Source organism: Reyranella sp. (assembly GCF_965279465.1).
Classification (GTDB): domain Bacteria; phylum Pseudomonadota; class Alphaproteobacteria; order Reyranellales; family Reyranellaceae; genus Reyranella.
On record NZ_OZ257242.1, the window covers coordinates 4720590 to 4740630 of the forward strand.

General features: G+C 67.0%; 20 protein-coding genes. 16 read left to right on the forward strand and 4 right to left on the reverse strand.

Annotated elements, in window-relative coordinates; genetic code table 11:
• Positions 1-74: 74 nt before the first annotated feature.
• A complete protein-coding gene (gene ndk / locus ACQY8M_RS22885) occupies positions 75-497 on the forward strand; it encodes a nucleoside-diphosphate kinase (RefSeq protein ID WP_428660148.1) in 423 nt (140 codons plus the stop codon).
• A 200-nt stretch (positions 498-697) separates the two neighbouring features.
• The gene (locus tag ACQY8M_RS22890; protein ID WP_428660150.1) at positions 698-970 is read left to right on the forward strand and encodes a transposase; all 273 of its coding nucleotides are present in this window, start codon (positions 698-700) and stop codon (positions 968-970) included.
• An 83-nt stretch (positions 971-1053) separates the two neighbouring features.
• Here the strand turns inward: ACQY8M_RS22890 and ACQY8M_RS22895 are convergent, their stop codons facing one another.
• From ACQY8M_RS22895 to purM, 3 genes are read right to left on the reverse strand one after another with little or no spacing between them, the layout of a single operon-like run.
• Positions 1054-1260, reverse strand: coding sequence for an aa3-type cytochrome c oxidase subunit IV (locus ACQY8M_RS22895; RefSeq protein ID WP_428660153.1), 207 nt, complete (start codon positions 1258-1260; stop codon positions 1054-1056).
• Positions 1261-1299: 39 nt separating this feature from the next.
• Positions 1300-1950: a phosphoribosylglycinamide formyltransferase gene (gene purN, locus ACQY8M_RS22900; protein ID WP_428660156.1), complete on the reverse strand. Its 651-nt coding sequence runs from the start codon at positions 1948-1950 to the stop codon at positions 1300-1302.
• Positions 1938-3011, reverse strand: a complete 1074-nt coding sequence (purM, locus tag ACQY8M_RS22905; protein WP_428660158.1) for a phosphoribosylformylglycinamidine cyclo-ligase — start codon at positions 3009-3011, stop codon at positions 1938-1940. The genes purN and purM overlap by 13 nt, the downstream gene beginning before the upstream one ends.
• 60 nt (positions 3012-3071) lie before the next feature.
• Here purM and ACQY8M_RS22910 point away from each other — a divergent pair, with 60 nt between their 5' ends.
• From ACQY8M_RS22910 to ACQY8M_RS22930, 5 genes are read left to right on the forward strand one after another with little or no spacing between them, the layout of a single operon-like run.
• Positions 3072-4145 carry a DUF2066 domain-containing protein gene (locus tag ACQY8M_RS22910; RefSeq protein WP_428660161.1) on the forward strand — a complete coding sequence of 358 codons (1074 nt, stop codon included), beginning with the start codon at positions 3072-3074 and terminating at the stop codon, positions 4143-4145.
• The gene (locus tag ACQY8M_RS22915) at positions 4124-5221 is read left to right on the forward strand and encodes an AI-2E family transporter (protein WP_428660164.1); all 1098 of its coding nucleotides are present in this window, start codon (positions 4124-4126) and stop codon (positions 5219-5221) included. The genes ACQY8M_RS22910 and ACQY8M_RS22915 overlap by 22 nt, the downstream gene beginning before the upstream one ends.
• A gap of 3 nt (positions 5222-5224) precedes the next feature.
• Positions 5225-5911, forward strand: coding sequence for a chromosomal replication initiator DnaA (locus ACQY8M_RS22920; RefSeq protein ID WP_428660167.1), 687 nt, complete (start codon positions 5225-5227; stop codon positions 5909-5911).
• Entirely contained in the window at positions 5908-6372 is a 465-nt protein-coding gene (locus ACQY8M_RS22925) for a DUF2147 domain-containing protein (protein WP_428660170.1), read from the forward strand. The genes ACQY8M_RS22920 and ACQY8M_RS22925 overlap by 4 nt, the downstream gene beginning before the upstream one ends.
• A 10-nt stretch (positions 6373-6382) precedes the next feature.
• On the forward strand, positions 6383-7162 hold the full coding sequence (locus tag ACQY8M_RS22930) for an SDR family oxidoreductase (RefSeq protein ID WP_428660173.1): 780 nt from the start codon (positions 6383-6385) through the stop codon (positions 7160-7162).
• A 67-nt stretch (positions 7163-7229) separates the two neighbouring features.
• On the opposite strand, the gene ACQY8M_RS22935 is transcribed toward ACQY8M_RS22930, so the two are convergent.
• Complete coding sequence (locus tag ACQY8M_RS22935; RefSeq protein WP_428660176.1) at positions 7230-7754, reverse strand: SixA phosphatase family protein; 525 nt, start codon at positions 7752-7754, stop codon at positions 7230-7232.
• 101 nt (positions 7755-7855) lie between these two features.
• Between ACQY8M_RS22935 and ACQY8M_RS22940 the strand changes: the two genes are divergently transcribed.
• The 9 genes from ACQY8M_RS22940 to ACQY8M_RS22980 all read left to right on the forward strand — a co-directional run bounded on the left by ACQY8M_RS22940 (position 7856) and on the right by ACQY8M_RS22980 (position 19951).
• A complete protein-coding gene (locus ACQY8M_RS22940; protein ID WP_428660179.1) occupies positions 7856-10003 on the forward strand; it encodes an RNA degradosome polyphosphate kinase in 2148 nt (715 codons plus the stop codon).
• Between the two features lie 49 nt (positions 10004-10052).
• Positions 10053-11570 (forward strand): exopolyphosphatase, encoded by a 1518-nt coding sequence (locus ACQY8M_RS22945; protein WP_428660182.1) that lies wholly within the window; start codon positions 10053-10055, stop codon positions 11568-11570.
• Positions 11571-11719: 149 nt separating this feature from the next.
• On the forward strand, positions 11720-13654 hold the full coding sequence (locus ACQY8M_RS22950) for a methyl-accepting chemotaxis protein (RefSeq protein WP_428660185.1): 1935 nt from the start codon (positions 11720-11722) through the stop codon (positions 13652-13654).
• Positions 13647-15158, forward strand: coding sequence for a chemotaxis protein CheW (locus tag ACQY8M_RS22955; protein ID WP_428660188.1), 1512 nt, complete (start codon positions 13647-13649; stop codon positions 15156-15158). The genes ACQY8M_RS22950 and ACQY8M_RS22955 overlap by 8 nt, the downstream gene beginning before the upstream one ends.
• Positions 15155-16237 carry a chemotaxis-specific protein-glutamate methyltransferase CheB gene (cheB, locus tag ACQY8M_RS22960; protein WP_428660191.1) on the forward strand — a complete coding sequence of 361 codons (1083 nt, stop codon included), beginning with the start codon at positions 15155-15157 and terminating at the stop codon, positions 16235-16237. The genes ACQY8M_RS22955 and cheB overlap by 4 nt, the downstream gene beginning before the upstream one ends.
• A gap of 1 nt (position 16238) precedes the next feature.
• Entirely contained in the window at positions 16239-16835 is a 597-nt protein-coding gene (locus ACQY8M_RS22965) for a HEAT repeat domain-containing protein (protein WP_428660194.1), read from the forward strand.
• A complete protein-coding gene (locus ACQY8M_RS22970) occupies positions 16832-17683 on the forward strand; it encodes a CheR family methyltransferase (protein WP_428660197.1) in 852 nt (283 codons plus the stop codon). Before ACQY8M_RS22965 ends, ACQY8M_RS22970 begins: the two co-directional genes overlap by 4 nt.
• A complete protein-coding gene (locus tag ACQY8M_RS22975) occupies positions 17676-18065 on the forward strand; it encodes a response regulator (protein ID WP_428660199.1) in 390 nt (129 codons plus the stop codon). Before ACQY8M_RS22970 ends, ACQY8M_RS22975 begins: the two co-directional genes overlap by 8 nt.
• The gene (locus tag ACQY8M_RS22980; RefSeq protein ID WP_428660202.1) at positions 18062-19951 is read left to right on the forward strand and encodes a chemotaxis protein CheA; all 1890 of its coding nucleotides are present in this window, start codon (positions 18062-18064) and stop codon (positions 19949-19951) included. Before ACQY8M_RS22975 ends, ACQY8M_RS22980 begins: the two co-directional genes overlap by 4 nt.
• The last annotated feature ends 90 nt before the right edge of the window (positions 19952-20041 follow it).

The window sequence follows — 20041 nt, forward strand, 5'->3', positions numbered from 1 at the left end:
GCCGTCTTGCTCCCGTCAAACCCCGCGTCTATAAGCCCCGCCCACTCGCAAGTTGCATTGAGACAGAGGGTTAAATGGCCGTCGAACGTACTTTCTCGATCATCAAGCCGGACGCGACGCGCCGGAATCTCACCGGCAAGGTCAACGCCCGCTTCGAGGAGAAGGGCCTGCGCATCGTCGCCCAGAAGCGCATCTGGATGAGCCGCCAGCAGGCCGAGGCGTTCTACGGCGTGCACAAGGCGCGGCCGTTCTTCAACGATCTTTGCACTTTCATGACGTCCGGCCCGGTGGTCGTCCAGGTGCTGGAAGGCGAGAATGCGATCGCCGCCAACCGCGAGATCATGGGCGCCACGAACCCGGCCAATGCGGCGGCGGGCACCATCCGCAAGGATTTCGCCGAGTCGATCGAAGCCAACTCGGTGCATGGCTCTGACTCGCCCGAGAATGCGGCGATCGAGATCGCCTACTTCTTCTCGGGCACCGAGATCGTCGGCTAAACTCGAGGCTGGTGGATAGCCTTCCTTCCGAGGCATTGGCTCGGCTCAAGGACGTGGACCGGCCATAAACAGCGCGTCACGAAATGCTCGATAAGCGGTGGGGCGCCTGTTGGCTGCGAGCAGAGCCTATTGCGCGGCTCGTCGAGGACGCATTTCTCACGTTCGACGGGGTCCGTTATCGAATGCATGCTTGGACAATCATGCCCAACCACGTGCATGTCCTGTTCAGCGTGATGCCGGCTCATCCGCTCGGAGAGATCGTCGGCTCGTGGAAGCGGTTCACCGCTCGTAAAGCCAACGCGCATCTCAGGCGCAGCGGTTCGTTCTGGCAGACGGAGTACTTGGATCGCTTCATTCGAAACGACGCTCATTTCGGCGCTTCAGAAGAGGATATCGACCAGAATCCGGTCAAAGCAGGACTCGTAGCAGAACCTCGACTTTGGCCTTACGGCAGTGCCCGTTTGAAGACTTGACGCGCCACTGGAGTGGCGCGCCCCCGGCGCAAGATCATGACGTGGCGATTGCGTCCGTCATTGCGGACCCGGCGCGCTGCTTGTCAATTCATCATGGCGAATGCGGCCAGCAGGACGACCGTGCCGCCGACGCCCAGAACCACCGCCAGGAAGCCAACGTGGGCGACGAGGCCGAGCGCCATTGAGGACAGCAGCAGCACGATCCAGAGGAGCATGAACATCACGAGCTTGTTGAAGCTGGTGTAAGTATCGAGATGGGCGCGGTACTCGGCGTCGTTCGCTTCAGCCATAGGTCTCCCCGTTGAAATCGCTGCTCTTTTTATAAAGGACTAGGGTTCTTCGGAAAAGAGCAGGGTGGCGCCGGGTGGCACGCCGGTCACTTCGACCCGGCCGTCCGTCTGGCGCAGGCGGCCCTCGGCGAACCAGCGCACGACCAGTGGATAGAGTCGGTGCTCCTGCTGCAGGATGCGGGTCGCCAGCGTATCGGCGGTGTCTCTGGCCAGCACCCGCACAGCCGCCTGGGCGATGATCGGGCCGCCGTCGATCTCGGGGACCACGAAATGCACCGTGCAGCCGCTCACCCGGGCGCCGGCGTCGATCGCCTTCTGCTGTGCATTCAGGCCCTTGAAGGCGGGCAGCAGCGAGGGGTGGATATTGAGAATGCGGCCCTGCCAATACTGGGGAAACCACGGGCTCAGCACCCGCATGAAGCCAGCCAGCGCGACCAGCCTGACGCCGTGCTTTTCCAGCTCCGCGGTGACGGCGCGCTCGAAGGTCTCGCGGTCGGGATAGTCGCCGTGAGAGATCACCGCCGTGGCAATGCCGGCATCCCGGGCGATCTTCACGCCGGGCGCTTGGGGGTCGTTGCACACCACGCAGGCAATCTCGGCAGGGTAGTCTTCCTCCCAGGCGGCCCGGACCAGCGACGCCATGTTGCTGCCGCGGCCGGAGATCAGGACGCCGACTTTCAGCTTCGCCATAGGCTGTCCTCGTGTTCGACGATGCAGTCTGCCTCCGATGTGGGCGCAGGCTCAATGACGCCGATCTCGCGCGCCGTCTCGCCGGCTTTGGCCAGGGCGTGAGTGACCCGCTCTACGTCGACCCGCGCCACCACCGCGATCATGCCGAGCCCGCAGTTGAAGGTGCGCAGCATGTCGTCCGTCGGCACGTTGCCCTCTGTCCGCAGCCAGCCGAACACGGCCGGTGGCTTCCACTGCCGCGCATCGAGCCGGGCGCGCAGCCCGTCCGGCAGGCAGCGCGGCACGTTGCCTGGCAGTCCGCCGCCGGTGATGTGAGCCAGGCCCTTGATCGCCTTGGTGCCCCGGATCACCGCCAGCAGCGGCTTCACGTAGATGCGGGTCGGCTCGAGCAGCGCCTTCATGTCGTAGCCGCTGCCGCGCGCCACGATCCGGCGCACCAGCGAGTAACCGTTCGAATGCAGGCCGCTCGAGGCCAGGCCGAGCACGACGTCGCCCGGCGCGATGTCGGTCCGCGGCAGCAACTCGTCCCGCTCGGCGGCGCCGACCGAGAAGCCTGCGAGATCGTAGTCGCCGTCGGCATACATGCCGGGCATTTCGGCCGTCTCGCCGCCGATCAGCGCGCAGCCGGCGCGACGGCAACCCTCGGCGATGCCCGCGACGATCCGCCGGCCGGTCTCGACCTCGAGCTTGCCGGTCGCGTAATAGTCGAGGAAGAACAGCGGCTCGGCACCCTGCACGACGATGTCGTTGACGCACATCGCGACCAGGTCGATGCCGACGGTGTCGGGAATGCCTGCCTCGATCGCCACCTTGAGCTTGGTGCCGACGCCATCGGTGCCGGAAACCAGGATCGGGTCCCTGAAGCCGGCGGCCTTGAGGTCGAACAGGCCGCCGAAACCGCCCAGGCCGCCCATCACGCCGCGGCGGTCGGTGCTTCTGGCGAGTGGCTTGATGTGCTCGACGAGGGCATCGCCGGCATCGATGTCGACGCCCGCCTCCTTGTAGGTCAGGGGCGGCCGGTTGTGGCCGGAGGTGCCGTCAGGGGGGGCGTCAGGCTTCAAGCCAGGCTCATTCGTGCTAGAGAAGGGGACGCGACCATAGCCAAGTACCGGACTCCCGCAATGCCGTCAGCCTGCAAGTTTTCCACGATCCTCGGCATTGTGCTGGCGCTATTTGCCTGCACCGCGCAGGCGCAGACCGCCTCCAGCGGCAATACCTACTCGATTGGCGACATCGACGTGGACGTGACCGGCGCCGACGCCGTCCAGGCGCGTCAGAAGGGCATCCGGGAGGCGCAGCAGCAGGGCATCAAGCGGCTGGTCGAGCGCATGGTTCCGGCCGAGGATCGTGCGCGCGTTCGGCCGATAGACGATGCACGGCTCGACGGGCTCGTGCGCGGCACCGAGTTCCAGCGCGAACGCACCGCCGGCAACCGCTACATCGCCACCTTGACCGTGGTGTACAACGCTGCGGCGGTGCGGGCCTGGCTCAACGAGGCCAACGTCTCGCCTACGGAGACGGTCCGGCGCCCGGCCCTCGTCATTCCGCTGTGGAAGGACGGAAACGGACTGGAACCGCTCGATGACCGTAACGGCTGGCGGGTCGCCTGGAGCGGGCTCGACAGCTCGGCGACGGCGGTGCCGGTCACTGTCGTGCGCGGCGACCAGCTCGACCAGAACGCTCTGTCGGTCGAGGAAGCCTATGTCGGTGACGTCTCGGCGCTGGCGCGGCTGAACGAGCGCTATCGTGTCCCGACGATCATCGTCGCCATCGTCGAAGGCGACAAGATGGGACCGCTCACGATCAGCGGCGTGCGCTATGACATGCAGACCGGTGCCAAGGCGGATCTGCCCCGGATCACCGTACCGGACGCCAGCCAGCTCGGCGATGCGGCCAGGAAGATGCACGCCAGGATCGACGAGGAGTGGCGCGGCCTCGCTGGCGTGCGGCGCGACACCCAGGCCGCACTCGACGTCGTGGTGCCGATCAGGGCGCTCGCGGAGTGGGTGCAGGTGCGCCAGCGGCTGGGCGCCATCCCCTCGATCAAGACAATCTCGGTCCGGTCCCTCGAAGCCGACCGCGCCGAGCTCCACCTCGATTACTTCGGCACCCCCGAGCAGCTCCAGAAGACGCTGGGGCAAGCCGGGCTGCAGCTCGACAAGGATGCCGATACGTGGCGATTGCAGGTGCGGTGACCGCGCCGGCCACTCGTTGGCGCTTCTGGCTCGGCGTTGCCGCCGGCTTCCTCCTGCTGCTGTGGCTGCTGAACGACATCCTGCTGCCCTTCGTGGTCGGCGCCGTGCTCGCCTATTTCCTCGATCCGGTCGTGGTGCGACTGCAGCGTGCCGGCCTGTCGCGCACGTTGGCGACGACCATGGTCACCGTAGCAGCAGCGTTGATTTCTGTAGGCACGGCAACGGCTATCGTTCCTCCTCTGCTCGGCGAGCTGCAGACCCTCATCACCAAGGCTCCCCAGTTCGCCGTCCAGGCAGTCAAAAGCATACAGCCGGTGATCGAGCCGCTGCTGGGCAAGCTCGGATTCTCGTCGCTGAGCCTGGAAGACTTGCAAGCCGAGGCCACTCAATGGGCCGGTGAAGTGGTCGGCGTCGCGGGCAGCATCGTCGGTCGGCTCGCGCAGCGCAGCGTGGCCGTCATCAATCTGCTCAGCCTGTTGTTCTTGACGCCGGTCGTGACCTTTTACTTGCTCCGCGACTGGGAGAAGTTGCTGGCAGCGATCGACAACGCACTGCCTCTGGATCATGCCGACACCATCCGCAAGCTGGCCCACGAGAGCGACGTGGCGGTCGCCGGATACCTCCGCGGCCAAGCGCTGGTCTGCCTTGTTCTTGCAACGCTCTACGCTGTCGGCCTCTCGCTCGTCGGTCTGGAGTTTGGCTTCGTGATCGGCCTGATCGCGGGGCTGATCTCCTTCATTCCGTTTGTCGGCACGTTGGTCGGCGCCATCCTGTCGATCGGCACGGCGCTGGCACAGTTTCCACCCGACTGGCTGGGTGTCGCCAAAGTGGCTGCGGTATTCCTCGGTGGCTACCTGCTGGAAGGCAATGTGCTGTCACCCAAGCTGGTCGGCGACCGGGTCGGCCTGCATCCGGTATGGATCATGTTCGCCCTGCTGGCCGGCGGCTCGCTGTTCGGGTTCGTCGGGGTGCTGATCGCGGTGCCGGTCGCGGCAGTCGTCGGCGTCGTGGTGCGTCACCTGATGAGGCGATACCGCGCGAGCAGCTTCTATCGCGGCAGCGTTACGGGCGGATAGCGAATGGTCAGGCAACTCACGCTCGACCTGGCGCTGCCGCCGCCGACCTATGGGCGCGCCGATTTCGTGCTGTCGGAAGGCAATCGCGAGGCGTTGGCCTGGATCGACCGCTGGCCGGACTGGCCGGCGCCGGCGCTGGCGCTGAGTGGCCCTCCTGGCAGTGGCAAGACCCATCTCGGCCGGATCTGGGCGGCGCATGCGGAGGCGGCCGTGCTCGACGGGACCGATCTTGGCGGCAAGACTATCGCCGACCTCACGGCGCTGAGCGAGGCGAATGCAACATTGCTGATCGATCGTGCGGAGCGGGCACCCGAACGCGCGCTGCTGCATCTTTACAATCTCGTGCGCGAGCGGCGTGGCCACCTTCTGCTGCTGTCCGAATTGCCGCCGGCCCGCTGGCGCATCGCGCTGCCCGACCTGGCCTCACGGCTGCGGGCCGCGCCGTCGGTGGCCGTGGTGCCGCCCGACGATGAGCTGCTGGGTTCGATCATCCTGAAGCAGCTCGCCGACCGGCAATTGCATGCCGGCCCCGGTGTCGTGCAGTATCTCGTCTCGCGCATGGAGCGCTCGGCGCAAGTGGCGCGACGGCTGGTCGCCGCGCTCGACCAGCGCGCCCTTGCCGAACGACGCGAGATCGACCGCCGTCTTGCGGCCGATGTGCTGGCAGAGCTTGCGGGGGAAAGGTCATGACACGATGGCTTCTGGCAGCGGCGATCGCGCTGTTCGCCGCGCCGGCCTTCGCGCAGAAGTCGGGCGTGATGGGCACATGGCTCACGGCGTCCGGTGCGGCGCAGGTGAGGCTCTCGCCATGCATCGGCGAGGCAACTGGGGCGTTGTGCGGCGTGGTCGTTGCGTTGTTCGATCCCAAGGGGCCGGACGGCAAGGTCGTGACGCCGCAAACGGCGACCGATCATCGCAACGAAAACGCGGCGCTGCGCAGCCGCAAGGTGCTCGGCATGCTGTTGATCTGGGGATTCAAGGCGACGTCGGATCCGAATGAGTTCGAAGGAGGCCGGATCTACAACCCCGAGAACGGCAAGACATACAGCGCGAACATCAGCCTGCAGCCGGACGGAAAGCTCCGCCTGCGCGGCTATGTCGGTTCGCCGATGCTCGGCGAAACCCAGCTTTGGACCAGAGTCAGCCAGTAGGGAGCGAAAGATGGATATGGGCATCAAAGGCCGCAAGGCGATCGTCTGCGCGGCGAGCAAGGGCTTGGGCAAGGGCTGCGCGATGGCGCTCGCCGGCGAGGGAGTCGACCTCGTCATCAACGCGCGCACCAAGTCGGAGCTCGAGGCGACGGCGGAGGAGATCCGCAAGAAATACGGCGTGAAGGTCACCGCGGTCGCGGTCGACGTCACGACGGAAGACGGGCGCAAGCAGGTGCTGGCGGCGTGCCCCGAGCCCGACATCATCGTCAACAATGCCGGCGGCCCGCCGCCGGGCAACTTCCGCAACTGGAACCGCGACGACTGGATCAAGGCGCTCGACGCCAACATGCTGACGCCGATCGAGTTCATCAAGGCGTCGGTCGATGGCATGATGAAGCGCGGCTTCGGGCGCATCGTGAACATTACCTCGAGCTCGGTGAAGGCGCCGATCGACATCCTGGGCCTCAGCAACGGCGCGCGTTCGGGCCTCACCGGCTTCGTCGCGGGCGTGGCGCGCACGACGATCCGCCACGGCGTCACGATCAACGGCCTGCTGCCCGGCCCGTTCGACACCGATCGCCTGCGTGGCACCATGAAGGTGCGGGCGGCGAACGCCGGCAAGAGCTTCGACGAAGAGTATGCAGCGGGCGCCAAGGCCCATCCCGCCGGCCGCTTCGGCACCGCCGAGGAGTTCGGGATGATGTGCGCCTTCCTGTGCAGTGTGCATGCCGGCTACATGACCGGCCAGAACATCCTGATGGACGGCGGCCAGTACCCCGGCACGTACTGACGCAACTCATGTCATGATCTCCCGGATCGCGAGCCTCCGGTTCGCGGTCCGGGAGAGCGTGAGCTCGTTACTCCGGCAACAGATCACGCGGGCGGACGAAGGACACGAGTTCGGCGGAGCCCGGTGCGAGCTCGGTCCACAAGGTGGCCGGCGCCCGCAAGGTCGCCAGGGTGCCGGTCGGATATTTCTCGCGCAGGGCTGCGAGGTCGGTCGCTCTGCCGCTGCCGGCCAGGCTCTCCGCCAGCGCGCCGATGCCCTCGTTGTGCCCGATCAGCAGGACCGTGCCGACCTCTTCCGCAAGGGCGCGCAGGCGCCCCAGCAGGGCGTCTTCGGAGGCGAGGTAGAGGCCCCGCTCCAGCGCGATCGGCGGGGCAGGGGCGGTCAGCCGATGGACCAGCGGCGCCAGCGTCTGGCGGGTTCGCGCCGCCGTCGAGCACAGGATCAAATCCGGCCGCGGCGCGTTACGCACGATGTGGTCGGCCATTGCCTCCGCGGCCCGCTCGCCACGGCGGTTCAGCGGTCGGTCATGGTCATCCAGGCCGGGCTGGCTCCAGGCCGATTTCGCATGGCGCAGGAGGAGAACCACTTTCACGACGTGACTCCAAATAATCCTTTGGAAACAGTTGTTTAGTGAATTGGCATGACACCGTCATGGTGACTCGTTACGCTTGCTGTGAATAACTCGGGACCGACATGGACGCTCTCAATCCCGATATGGCCGACGCGATCACGGCCGACAATCCGCACCGCTTCATCAACCGTGAACTGTCGTGGCTGGCTTTCAACACGCGTGTGCTCGAGGAAGCCAGCAACCCGCGCCATCCGCTGCTCGAGCGGGTGAGATTCCTGTCGATCTCGGCGGGCAACCTCGACGAGTTCTACATGGTCCGCGTCGCCGGTCTCGTCGACATGCTGCCGAATCGCTCGACCATGCTCAGCGACGACGGCCTGACACCGGGGGAGCAACTGGCGGCGATCCGCGAACGCGCGTCCGCCCTTATGGATGAACAGCAGCGCGTCTGGGGGCTTCTGCAGGGTGAATTGCGCGAGGCCGGCATCGCTGTTCTGGCCGGCAGCGAGCTCAGCGATGGCGAGAGGACCTGGCTCGAAACCTACTTCATCGACCAGGTCTTCCCGATCCTGACTCCCCTGGCAGTCGATCCGGCCCATCCATTCCCCTTCCTCCCCAACGGCGGCTTCTCGGCAATTTTCAAGCTCAAGCGCAAGGACGACAAGCGCCCGCTGATGGCGCTGTTGCCGTTGCCGCCGCAGGTCGACCGGTTCGTGCGCCTGCCAGGCCCGGCCATCCGTTTCCTGCCGCTGGAAGAGCTGATCGCGATTTTCCTGCCGCGCCTGTTCCCCGGTTACGGAGTGAGCGAGCGCGGCTTCTTCCGGCTGATCCGCGACAGCGACGTCGAGATCAACGAAGAGTCGGAAGATCTCGTGCTGCTCTACGAGAGCGCGCTGAAGCGCCGCCGCCGCGGCGACCTGATCTCGATCTCGCTCGACGTCGACATGCCGGGCGAGCTGCGCGACTTCCTGTTCGACCAGCTCGAGATCGCTGGCCAGATCGTCCACGTCTTCCACCTCGACCGCATGCTCAACATCGGCGATGTCAAGGCCGTGATCGTCGACGATCGGCCGGACCTCAAGTTCGCGCCCTACAACGCACGTTTTCCCGAGCGCATTCGCGATTTCGCCGGCGACTGCTTCGCCGCCATCCGCGCCAAGGACATCGTCGTCCATCATCCCTACGAGAGCTTCGACGTTGTGGTGCAGTTCCTGCGCCAGGCCGCGCGCGACCCTGCCGTGGTGGCGATCAAGCAGACGCTCTACCGCACTTCCGCCGACTCGCCGATCGTCAAGGAGCTGATCGCGGCCGCCGAGGCAGGCAAGACCGTGACGGCGCTGGTCGAACTCAAGGCGCGGTTCGACGAGGAGGCGAACATCCGCTGGGCGCGCGATCTCGAGCGCGCCGGCGTGCAGGTGGTCTACGGCTTCATCGACCTCAAGACCCACGCCAAGGTGTCGATGGTGGTGCGCCGCGAGGCGCAGGCGATCCGCACCTACGTCCATTTCGGCACCGGCAACTACCATCCGATCACGGCGCGCATCTATACCGACCTGTCGTTCTTCACCTGCGATCCGGCGATGGGCCGCGATGCCGCGCGCCTGTTCAACTACATGACCGGCTATGCCCGTCCCGAGAAGATGGAGAAGATCGCTTTCGCGCCGGTGACGCTGCGCTCGACGATCTTTGGCCTGATCGACGCCGAGATCGCCAATGCGACGGCCGGCAAGCCGGCGGCGATCTGGTGCAAGCTCAATTCCCTGGTCGATCCCGACATGATCGACCGGCTGTACGCCGCCTCGAAGGCGGGCGTGCATATCGACCTCGTGATCCGCGGCATCTGCTGCCTGCGGCCGGGCGTGCCGGGGCTGAGCGAGAACATCCGGGTCAAGAGTATCATCGGCCGCTTCCTGGAACATGCACGCATCGTGTGCTTCGGCAACGGCAAGGCGCTGCCGTCGCCCGATGCCAAGGTGTTCATTTCCTCGGCCGACTGGATGCCGCGCAATCTCGACCGCCGGGTCGAGCTGTTCTGCCCGGTCGAGAATCCGACGGTGCACGAACAGGTGCTCGACCAGATCATGGTCGCCAACCTGAAAGACGACGCCCAAAGCTGGACCATGGGGCCGGACGGCATCTTCACCCGCCGCCCGACGGGCAAGGAACCATTCATTGCCCATCACTATTTCATGACGAACCCGTCACTTTCGGGCCGGGGCAGCGCTCTTCGGCTCAGCGGCGCAGTGCCGCGACTGGTTCTAGGCTCCTAGGCTGTTTCGGCGCTGCAATCCCGCCGGGATTGGGCTAGAGGGAGCGCGAATGGACGGCAAACCGACCATAGACCGTGAGCCCGCCCGGCGAGCGATCGATCACGGCTCTCTCGGCACCGGCCGGGTCGGCATCATCGACGTGGGCTCCAATTCGATTCGCCTCGTGGTCTACGAGCGTGCCAGCCGGGCGCCACTGCCGGTGTTCAACGAGAAGGTGCTGTGCGGGCTGGCGCGGGGCCTCGACGCGACCGGTCGACTCAACCCGCAAGGCGTCGAGCTGGCGCTTGCCAATATCGACCGCTTCACGACGCTTGCCCACAATATGAAGGTGGTATCGCTCGACCTTCTGGCGACGGCGGCAGTACGCGATGCGTCCGACGGACAAGATTTTGTGCGCGAACTCGCAAGCCGGGGCATCGACGCGCATATCGTGAGCGGCCAGGACGAAGCGCGCTTCTCCGGCTACGGCGTGATGTGCGGCATGCCCGAGGCGTCCGGCGTGATGGGCGACCTGGGTGGCGGCAGCCTGGAGCTGGTGGCCTTGGGCCGCGGTCAGCTCGGTGCCTCGACGACATTGCCGGTCGGTCCGCTGCGCCTGATGTCGTCGGGCAAGGGTGACCCCAGGCGCGCGGTTGTCGAGGCGATCGAGAACGTCGGCTGGCTGCGCGAGGAGACCGGAAAGACCTTCTACGCCGTGGGCGGCGCCTGGCGTTCCTTCGCCCGCCTGCACATGGAGCAGGCAGGCTATCCGCTGCACATAATCCACCACTACGACATTCCCGCCGAAGAGGCGCGTGCCGTGGCGCGGCTGATCGCGGTGCAGAGCGCCAAGTCGCTGGAGAAGATGCCGGGCGTCTCGCGTCGTCGTGTCGATACCCTGCCGCTCGCCTGCCTGGCGCTCGACCGGCTGCTGGCGGCGCTGAAGCCGCGCAACGTGGTGTTCTCCGCTTTCGGCCTGCGCGAAGGCTTCTACTACCAGCGTCTCAGCGAGACCGAGCGCGCGCGCCATCCGCTGATTGCCTTCGCCGAGGAGCAGGGCGCGGACTGGCGCCGCTTCGACCTCTCGCCGTCGGAGATATTCGACTGGCTGACGCCGATCTTCGCCGGCGAGACCGAGGCCGAGCGCATCCTGCGTACCGCCGCCTGTCACCTGAGCGACATCTCGTGGAACGACCATCCCGACTATCGCGCCGAGCAGGCCTATGTTCGCGTGCTTCATCTGCCTGCGCCGGGGATGAGCCATCGCGACCGCGCCGTCCTCGCGATGACGATGGCCTACCGCTACAAGAGCGACCTCAAGGCGGCGATGCTCGACACCGCGATGCGCCTGTCCGACAACAAGAGCCGGACCTTCGCGCGCCGGCTCGGCGCCTGCCTGCGGCTCGCCTACAACCTGTCCGGCGGGGCGCCCGGCCTGCTGCCGCGGGTCCAGCTCCGCCGCCGCGAGCGCGAACTCTCGCTGGTCGTGCCGCCCGACCTCAAGCGCAGCCTGGGAGAGGTCACCGCCCGCCGCCTGGAGAGCGCGGCGGAAGCGTTCGATTTGAAGGCCGTCATCGTCCCGAGCTGAACCGGTTGACGGTCCCTGCCAAGAAGGTAAGTCGAGCAGGATCGCGTGGCGTTATTGGAGAATGTTCTGAATTGCACTAGGGTCGCGAGCGCCGACCGACTTGCTGCCAATGCCCTGCCGCTGGCGATTTGTATTCTCCAAGGAAGTCCATGGCCCTCATCAAGAAGTCGAAGCTGACGACCGGCGGCACCGCGCCGAGCCCCCAAGCCCCGGCGGTCCGGCCGCCCGCGCGCGCCGCGCAGCTTTCAAACGGTGCTGCGAAGCGGACCTCCAGCCGCCCGCAGGACCGCGTCTCGGAGCGGCTAGCTGCTGCGACCGAGCAACTGGCCAGCGGCCTGACCGAGGCTTCGGCTGCCGCCGAGGAACTGCGCCGGTCTATGGAACAGATTGCCAGTGGTGCCAGCGAGGCGGCTGGCGCGGCGCAGGAGCAGCTCGCGGCTATCAAGCAGGTCGTAGCCAGTCTCGGCGTTGCACGGACCCAGGCCGAAGTGTCTCGCCGCCGCACCGAGGCCGTCGAGGTCGTGCTCGCCGAAACGGCGGCGCAGATCGGCACGTCGGTGCGCGCCATCGAGCGCAACGGCACGCGGCAGGGCGCTTCGGTGCAACTCGTGAGCGAACTCGAGCGCCGTGCGCAGGACATCGGCGAGATCACCCGCGCGGTGAGCCGCATCTCCGATCAGACCAATCTGCTCGCGCTCAATGCCGCGATCGAGGCGGCGCGGGCCGGCGATCACGGCCGCGGCTTCGCGGTGGTCGCCGACGAAGTGCGTGCGCTGGCCGAGACGTCGGAGAAGAGTGCGCAGGATGTCCAGAAGCTCGCGACCGCGATCCAGGCCGACGTGCGGGAGGTCGCCTCGGCCTTGCAGAGGGCGGCTGAAACGGCGGTCAGCGAATCGAAGGCGGGCACAGCTGTGATTGCCTCGCTCAATGGGCTGCGTAACGGCATGCAGAAGATCGCCGAGGGCAGCCAGGAGACGCTGACTGCTGCGCTGGAAGCCGACCGCGCCGCCAGCGAAGCCGAAAAAGGCGCAGTCCTCGTCGCCGGCGCCGCGGAGGAACAGTCGAGCGCGGCAAATGAAGCGCAGTCGGCGGTTGGCGAGCAGGCCAAGTCGCTCGACCAGGGGCAGAGCGCGGCGCAGGAGTTGGCGCGCGCGGCGGAAGCGGCGCGGGCCGGCAAGGTGGACGCCTCGGCGGCCGAACAGATCAGTGCCACAGCCGAGGAACTGTCGGCGACCATCCAGGAACTCTCGAGCGCCTCCCGCCAGATCATGGCGGCGCTCGGCCAGATCAATCGCGGTACTCAGCAGCAGGCTGCGGCCACGCAGCAAACCTCGGCCGCACTGGTCCAGATCGAAAGGAGCGCCCGGCAAGCACAGCAGAATGCGACGCAGGGCAATGACCGCATCACCAGAATGGCTGCCGATGTGAAGAACAGCGCCGCCGCGGCGCAGAAACTGGTGAGCGGCGTCTCGACGAGCCTGGAGACCACGCGCGGCAGCCTCGCTACGATCGGCCGGCTCGAAGTGGTTGGTCGCAACATCGAGAAGATCGTGAACGCGATCTCTCTCGTGGTGGTGCAGACCAGCATGCTGGCAGTGAGCGGCGCTGTCGAGGCGGCACGTGCCGGCGAGGCCGGGCGCGGCTTCGCGGTGGTGTCGAACGACATTCGCGGCCTCGCACGCGAGGCCTCGGGGAGCGCCGACAAGATCAAGGAAACCGTCGGCGGCATCCTCGAGCAGATTGCCTCGCTGCGGCGCGACCTCGAGCAGATCGTCGATTCCGTGGAGCTCGAAGTCCAGAGCAACCGAACGGTGCTCAACGCCTTCGAGAAGGTGAGCCGCGAGACGGAAGCGCTGGAGAGCGCCAACGCAGCGATTCTGCAGGGCGCGGAGCAAATTCTGGCGGCCACTACCGAAGCCGCGATCGGCGCGCGCCAGATCGCCAGCGCGGCGGAGGAGGCGAGTGCTGCGACTCGGCAGGCGTCAACGGCCTCGACCGAACAGGCGACCGGCGCCGAGGATCTCGCGGCAGCCATCGAGGAGATCGCCTTGCTGGCCGACACGCTCAAGCAGCAGAATGGCTGAGCGCTTCCTGACGCTCCGCACCAACGGGGAGCTCTATGCGCTGGGCGCTGCCGAGATTGCCGAGGTGATCCGCCTGCCGTCCGTGGCCCGCGTACCACAGGCGCCCAAGGGGTTGCTGGGGTTGGCGAACCTGCGAGGTACCGTCCTGCCGGTCGCCGGCCTACGCGGCCTGCTGGGTGTGTCTGAAGCCGCCGAGACCGAGTCGGCTGCTGCTTCCCGGGCGATCGTGCTCGACGGCGCCGCTCCCGTCGCGCTGGTGGTCGATGCCATCGGCGCCCTGGTGAGCGTCGAGCACGACCAGATCGAGACGCGCCAGGCCGACCTCGCCGCCAAGCCGGGGGAGCGGCTGAAGGGCGCTTTTGCGACGACGACAGCTGCCGGCGACAAGGGTGCCGTCGCCAAGATCCTCGACATCGGCGCGTTGATCGCCGGAGCGTTCGTGCAGCAGGACCGCGCCCGCCCGCGCCAGTCCCTCGCTGAATCGGCCGGCCGGGGGAAGAGAGAAGAGGCGGCCGACGATCGCCAGCGGCTGGTGAGCTTCGATGTCGCCGGCCAGGAGTATGCATTTCCCCTCGAATCGGTGCTCGAAGTGGTCGACGCACCCGAGACGCTTGCGGCCCTGCCCTCGAGCGAGGAACTGGTGTTGGGGGTGACGCCGTACCGCAACACGCTGCTACCGCTCTTGTCGCTGCGTGGTCTGCTGGGTTTTGCCCAGGGCACGCGCAACGGGCGCGAAAAGGTGGTCGTGGCACGGGTCGGTGGTGCTCTCGTCGGACTGCTGGCCGACCGCATGCGCACGATCTTCCCAGCCGATGCCAGGCTGATCGAAAAGATCCCGCCGGTCCTCGCGGCCCGCGCCGGTGGGGAGTCAAAGATCGCCGCGATCTACCGCGGCGACGGCGGGCGCCGGCTGGTTTCCCTTTTGTCGCCGGAGCAGCTGTTCCGGGAGGACGTCATGCAGCGGTTGAAGGCCGGCGGGGTTTCCACGCCGGAAGGCGGGAAGGACACCGGTCGCGGGTCGGCCGAGGAGCGGCAGTTCGTGGTGTTCCGACTGGGCGAGGACGAGTTCGGCCTGCCGATCGAGGCCGTCCACGAGGTCGCCCGCGTGCCGGACCAGATCACGCGGTTGCCAAAAGCGCCGAAGTTCCTCGAAGGGGTGGTGAATCTGCGCGGCGACGTGCTGCCGGTTGTCGATCAGCGCCGCCGTTTCGACATGCCGCCGCTCGAGGAGCAGGACGGCCGCCGCCTGGTCGTGGTCAGGACCGAGCGTCACCGCGCCGGCCTGATCGTCGATTCGGTGTCGGAGGTGCTGCGGTGCCCGGCGGGCGATATCGAGCCGGCGCCTGATCTGGCCAACGAATCGGTGCGCCTCGTCCACGGCGTGGTCAATCTCGAGAAGGCGGGGCGGATCGTGCTGCTGCTTGATCCCGCCGAACTGCTGACCCGCGCCGAGCGCGGCCTGCTGGACGCGTTCCAGGCGAAGACGTCGCGTGTGGGGCAGTGACCAGGGTCCTCGTCGTCGACGACTCGGCGCTGATGCGCAAGCTGCTGGGCAAAATCTTCTCGACTGAAGCTGACTTCGAGGTCCAGTTCGCACGCAACGGGCTCGAAGCGCTGGCGCTGCTCGAGGTCTTCAAGCCAGACGTCGTCACGCTCGATATCCATATGCCGCAGATGGACGGGCTGGCTTGTCTCGACCGCATCATGGTCGAGCGTCCCTGCCCGGTGGTGATGGTCTCGTCGTTGACGGCCGACGGCGCGGAGACGACCCTGCAGGCACTGCGGCTTGGCGCCATCGACTTTGTCGCCAAGCCCGCGGGCGCGATCTCGCTTCATATCGAAGAACTGACCGAGGCGCTGGTTTCGAAGGTCCGTGCCGCAGCCGGGGCCAGGATGAGGTCCAGCGCGCGGCTCAAGGAACGAGTCCGCCACCGCATTGGCGGCGGCGTCCTGCCGCCTTCGCCGGCCCGTTTCGCCCGAGGCCCGCAAGGAGCGCCGTCGCGCGGCCGAGGCGAAGGGCTGGTGCTGGTCGGGACCTCGACCGGAGGACCGCCGGCGCTGGAGGCGTTGCTGACGCCGCTGCCGGCTCACTTTCCGTGGCCGATCGTGGTGGCGCAGCACATGCCCGCGAGCTTCACCGGCGCCCTGGCCCGCCGGCTGGATAGCCTGTCAGCGCTCACCGTCGTCGAGGTCGCACGCACGGTCCAGCTCGAGCCCGGCACCGTCTATATCGGCAAGGGCGACGCCGACATCGTCGTGTCTCGGCGCGCCTCCGGCCTCGTCGCTCTGCCGATACCGTCGGATCGCGACTATCCGTGGCATCCAAGCACCCACCGGCTCGTTAAGTCCGCCATGGAGCATGTCTCGTCCACGCAGCTTATTGGCATCCTGATGACCGGTATGGGGAACGACGGCGCGGTGGCAATGGCGTCTCTCCACGCCCTCGGTGGCCGAACGATCGCCGAAGCTCCAGAGACTGCAGTGGTCTGGGGCATGCCGGGCGAGCTGGTCGCCGCCAACGGGGCGGACTGGGTGCTGCCCTTGCCGGAAATCGCCGGCTGGCTGCGCAAGCTGGTGCCGTGACATGCCGCTGATCCGCCGGCCTTCGCCGCCCTCCGAACCATCCGCAGCCACGCCGGCCTCGCTCACGGAAGGCACGAGCGATCAGCGTTGGGCGGCGGTGCGTGCGGCGGCCGCGCAGCCCGGCAGTATCGCCCTGCTGGCCGCAGCGCTTACGCAGGAACGCGATCCGCGTGTCCTCGAGGCGATCTTCACCGGTCTCGCCCGCGCCGGCACGGCGGAAAGCGCAACCGCCGTGGTGCCTTTCATCCGGTCCGAAGATGCCAGCTTGCGCGCTGCTGCCTTGGACGCCCTGCGTGCCATGCCCGAGGCGAGCCGCCCCCATGTCGCCCGCCTGCTGGCCGACCCCGATGCCGATGTGCGTCTGTTGAGCTGCGAGCTCGCGAGGGGCATGCCCGAGAGTGAAGCCAACCGGCTGCTGAGCGACCTGCTCGTCCGGGAGACCGAGAAGAACGTGGCGGCGGCGGCGGTCGAAGTGTTGGCGGAGATCGGCCGGCCCGAGGCCCTGCCGGCCCTAACACGTTGCGCCGAGCGGTTCGCCGACGATTCCTTCTTGGCCTTCAGCATCAAGGTGGCGACCGACCGCATCGGAAGCCCGTGACCGAGTTGCCCGGCGCTTCAGAAGAGGAGTTCCGCAAGATCTGCGACTTCCTCTACCGGCGCAGCGGAATGCTCTTCACCGAGGCCAAGCGCTATTATGTGCAGCGCCGCATCACGGAGCGCATGACCGCTCTCGAGATTTCCTCCTTCACGACGTACTTTGCCTATTTGCGCAGCGACGCCGATGGCGAGATCGAGAAGTTCATCAACGCCTTCACGGTCAACGAAACCTATTTCTATCGCGAGGAGCATCAGCTCCGCTGCCTGTCGTCCGACCTGCTGAACGAGCGGGTTCGGGTGAAACGGCCGGGGGAGGCGCTGCGCATCTGGTCGGTGCCGTGCTCGACGGGAGAAGAACCCTATTCGATCGCCCTGTGGCTGCTCGAGAACTGGCCGGAGGTCGATGTCCAGGACATCGAGATCATCGGTTCGGATATCGACACCGAATGCGTGACGGCGGCGCGCCAGGGCGACTTCGGCCAGCGCGCCTTGATGCGCCTGACGCCGGCGCTGATCGGAAAGTACTTCGTGTCCAGCGGCAAGGATCGCTGGCGCATCGTCGAGGAGATTCGTCAATCCGTGCAGTTCACCACGGCCAATCTCGTGGATACGGCGGAAACCCGCCGGCACGGCATCTTCGATGTCATCTTCTGCCGCAACGTGCTGATCTACTTCGATGACGCGTCCCGGCGGCTGGCGGCGGAGAATCTGTTCGAGTGCCTGGCGCCAGGCGGCTTCATTTGCCTCGGCCATACCGAATCCATGAGCCGCATATCCCCGATTTTCGAGGTGCGCCGGTTCGCGGATGCTATCGTCTACCAACGGCCCCAGGGAGGCATGCATGGCTGAACCGGCGGGCAAGCGAATCCTTGTGGTCGACGACGCCAACCTGATCCGCCGCTTCTACCGCGACGCGCTGGAGCGTGCCGGCTTCGAGGTCGACGAGGCGCTGAACGGCGTCGAGGCACTGGAGAAAGTTCTGGGCGGAGCCTACGACCTGATCGTCGTCGACGTGAACATGCCGCAGATGGATGGACTCACGTTCCTGAAGGTGCTGCGCCGGCAAGCGGCGGCGGTCTCCTCGCTGCCGGCCCTGGTTATCAGCACCGAGGCGGCCGCTCAGGACGCCGCTGCGGCGCGCAAAGCGGGTGCCAACTTCTATCTCGTCAAGCCGGTCAGCCAGGAGCGGCTGGTCGAGCATGTCTCGATCATGTGCGGGCTGCCGGCATGAATGAGTTCGTCGAACAATTCGTGATCGAAGGGCGCGAGCTCGTCGCCCAGGGCAACGACGACCTCCTTGCGCTCGAGGAGCGGCCCGACGACAAGGAACGTCTCGACAGTGCGTTCCGCGCCTTTCACACGCTGAAGGGCGCTGCCGGCATCGTCGATTTCGTCGCGATGGGCCGGGCGCTGCACGCTGCCGAGGACGCTCTTTCTGCCGTCCGGTCGGGTGTCGCGCCGGTAACGGCGCCCCTCATCGATCTCTGTCTCGGCTGTCTGGATCAGGTCGGGACCTGGATCGACCGGATGCAGGCGAGCGGAGAAATTCCCGAGGGCGCCGAAGGGGCAGCGGACGATCTCGTCCGGCGCTTCACCGCGCTTGGCGCCTCCGGCGCAAAGCCGATTCGACCGGATGCGCGCCCGGCAGGGGGTGCGGCGGCCTTGTCGAGCATCAGCCGAGAGCTTCTCGAGGCGCAAAAGCTCCTTCTCGCCGAGCCCTCGGCGGAGGGCGCCGCGGGCCGGCTGGGCTCGGCCGGCCGGGTGGCGGCGAATGTGCTGCGGCATCAGGGCCTCGACACGACCGACCTCGAAAGCCTGCTGCAGACCAGCCTGCTGGCCGGTGACGCGCCGTCGATGGCGGCTGCGATCGACCGGATCCTGAGCGGCCTGGCGGAGCAGGAGCCCGAGGCGCCGGGCACGCTCCCGGCCCAGGCATCCGACACGACCCTGAGGATCGATGTCGAACGGATCGAGAGGCTGGTCAGGCTGACCGGCGAGCTGCTGATTGCCAAGAACGCCATCGGCCATTCCGCGCAACTGGCTCAGGAAGGGGGCGATGCGCGCCAGCTCGCTGTCGCGCTGAAGAACCAGCACCTGATGCTCGGGCGCCTGGTCGCCGAGCTGCAGCAGTCGGTGTTCAGTCTCCGCGTCCTGCCGCTGCAGCGCGCCTTCCAGCGCTTCCCGCGCCTCGTCCGCGAGATGGCCGCGTCGGTCGGCAAGCCCGTCCACCTCTTGATCGAGGGCGCGGCGACGGAGGCCGACAAGAGCATCGTCGAGGCAATCGTCGAGCCGCTGATTCATGTCCTGCGCAACGCGCTCGACCACGGCATCGAAGGGCCCGACGAACGCCGGGCCGCGGGCAAGCCTCCGACAGCGACGGTCCGGCTCCGCGCTGCACGGCAGGGCGACAGGATCGTGGTCGACGTCGAGGACGATGGCCGCGGCATCGACGTCGCCCGGGTCCGGGAGGTCGCGCAGGCGCGGAATGTCGCGCCGGCAGCGCGCCTCGACGCCCTGTCCGATGACGAGGTCGTCGAGCTCATTTTTGCCCCCGGCTTCTCGACGGCCTCTCAGGTCACCGACCTGTCGGGACGCGGCGTCGGGATGGATGCCGTGCGGACGGCGATCGAACGCCTGGGCGGACGGGTCTCGGTGTCGAGCCGTCCAGCGCTAGGCACTGTCGTGCGCCTCAGCCTGCCGTTTACGGTCATGATGACCCAGGTGCTTACGGTAGAGGCAGCCGGTCAGGTCTTCGGCGTGCCGATGGAGGCGGTGGTCGAGACGGTGAGGGTCGCGCGCGCCGCCATCGCGTCGATCGGTGCCGCACAGGCGCTGGTGCTGCGCAACCGAACGGTTCCGGTCATCGATCTCGGTCACGCCCTGGGGCACGAGGCGCGCGCTTCCGGCGCCGAGGCCAACGTGTTGATCGTGTCGGTCGCCGGGCAGCTCGGTGGCTTGGAGGTCGATCGGCTGGGGGACCGGCTGGACATCATGCTCAAGGCACCGGTGGGTCTTCTGGCTGGGATTCCGGGGATCGACGGCACGACCCTGCTGGGCGATGGCCGGGTCCTGATCGTGCTCGATCTCAGCGAAATTTTCCGCTACGCGGGCAGCTAGAAAAGGTTGCGGAAATTTCGAAACCTGCGGGAGGCTCGAGCGTTGCATTCCCGCTGCTTGCTCGCGGCATTATGATGGTACTTTGAGGCC

Excerpts from the sequence above, each read along its gene's own strand:
- ndk (WP_428660148.1), top strand. The coding sequence starts at position 75 with ATGGCCGTCGAACGTACTTTCTCGATCATCAAGCCGGACGCGACGCGC.
- ACQY8M_RS22890 (WP_428660150.1), top strand. The coding sequence starts at position 698 with ATGCCCAACCACGTGCATGTCCTGTTCAGCGTGATGCCGGCTCATCCG.
- ACQY8M_RS22895 (WP_428660153.1), bottom strand. The coding sequence starts at position 1,260 with ATGGCTGAAGCGAACGACGCCGAGTACCGCGCCCATCTCGATACTTAC.
- purN (WP_428660156.1), bottom strand. The coding sequence starts at position 1,950 with ATGGCGAAGCTGAAAGTCGGCGTCCTGATCTCCGGCCGCGGCAGCAAC.
- ACQY8M_RS22910 (WP_428660161.1), top strand. The coding sequence starts at position 3,072 with ATGCCGTCAGCCTGCAAGTTTTCCACGATCCTCGGCATTGTGCTGGCG.
- ACQY8M_RS22920 (WP_428660167.1), top strand. The coding sequence starts at position 5,225 with ATGGTCAGGCAACTCACGCTCGACCTGGCGCTGCCGCCGCCGACCTAT.
- ACQY8M_RS22925 (WP_428660170.1), top strand. The coding sequence starts at position 5,908 with ATGACACGATGGCTTCTGGCAGCGGCGATCGCGCTGTTCGCCGCGCCG.
- ACQY8M_RS22930 (WP_428660173.1), top strand. The coding sequence starts at position 6,383 with ATGGATATGGGCATCAAAGGCCGCAAGGCGATCGTCTGCGCGGCGAGC.
- ACQY8M_RS22940 (WP_428660179.1), top strand. The coding sequence starts at position 7,856 with ATGGACGCTCTCAATCCCGATATGGCCGACGCGATCACGGCCGACAAT.
- ACQY8M_RS22945 (WP_428660182.1), top strand. The coding sequence starts at position 10,053 with ATGGACGGCAAACCGACCATAGACCGTGAGCCCGCCCGGCGAGCGATC.
- ACQY8M_RS22950 (WP_428660185.1), top strand. The coding sequence starts at position 11,720 with ATGGCCCTCATCAAGAAGTCGAAGCTGACGACCGGCGGCACCGCGCCG.
- ACQY8M_RS22955 (WP_428660188.1), top strand. The coding sequence starts at position 13,647 with ATGGCTGAGCGCTTCCTGACGCTCCGCACCAACGGGGAGCTCTATGCG.
- ACQY8M_RS22965 (WP_428660194.1), top strand. The coding sequence starts at position 16,239 with ATGCCGCTGATCCGCCGGCCTTCGCCGCCCTCCGAACCATCCGCAGCC.
- ACQY8M_RS22975 (WP_428660199.1), top strand. The coding sequence starts at position 17,676 with ATGGCTGAACCGGCGGGCAAGCGAATCCTTGTGGTCGACGACGCCAAC.
- ACQY8M_RS22980 (WP_428660202.1), top strand. The coding sequence starts at position 18,062 with ATGAATGAGTTCGTCGAACAATTCGTGATCGAAGGGCGCGAGCTCGTC.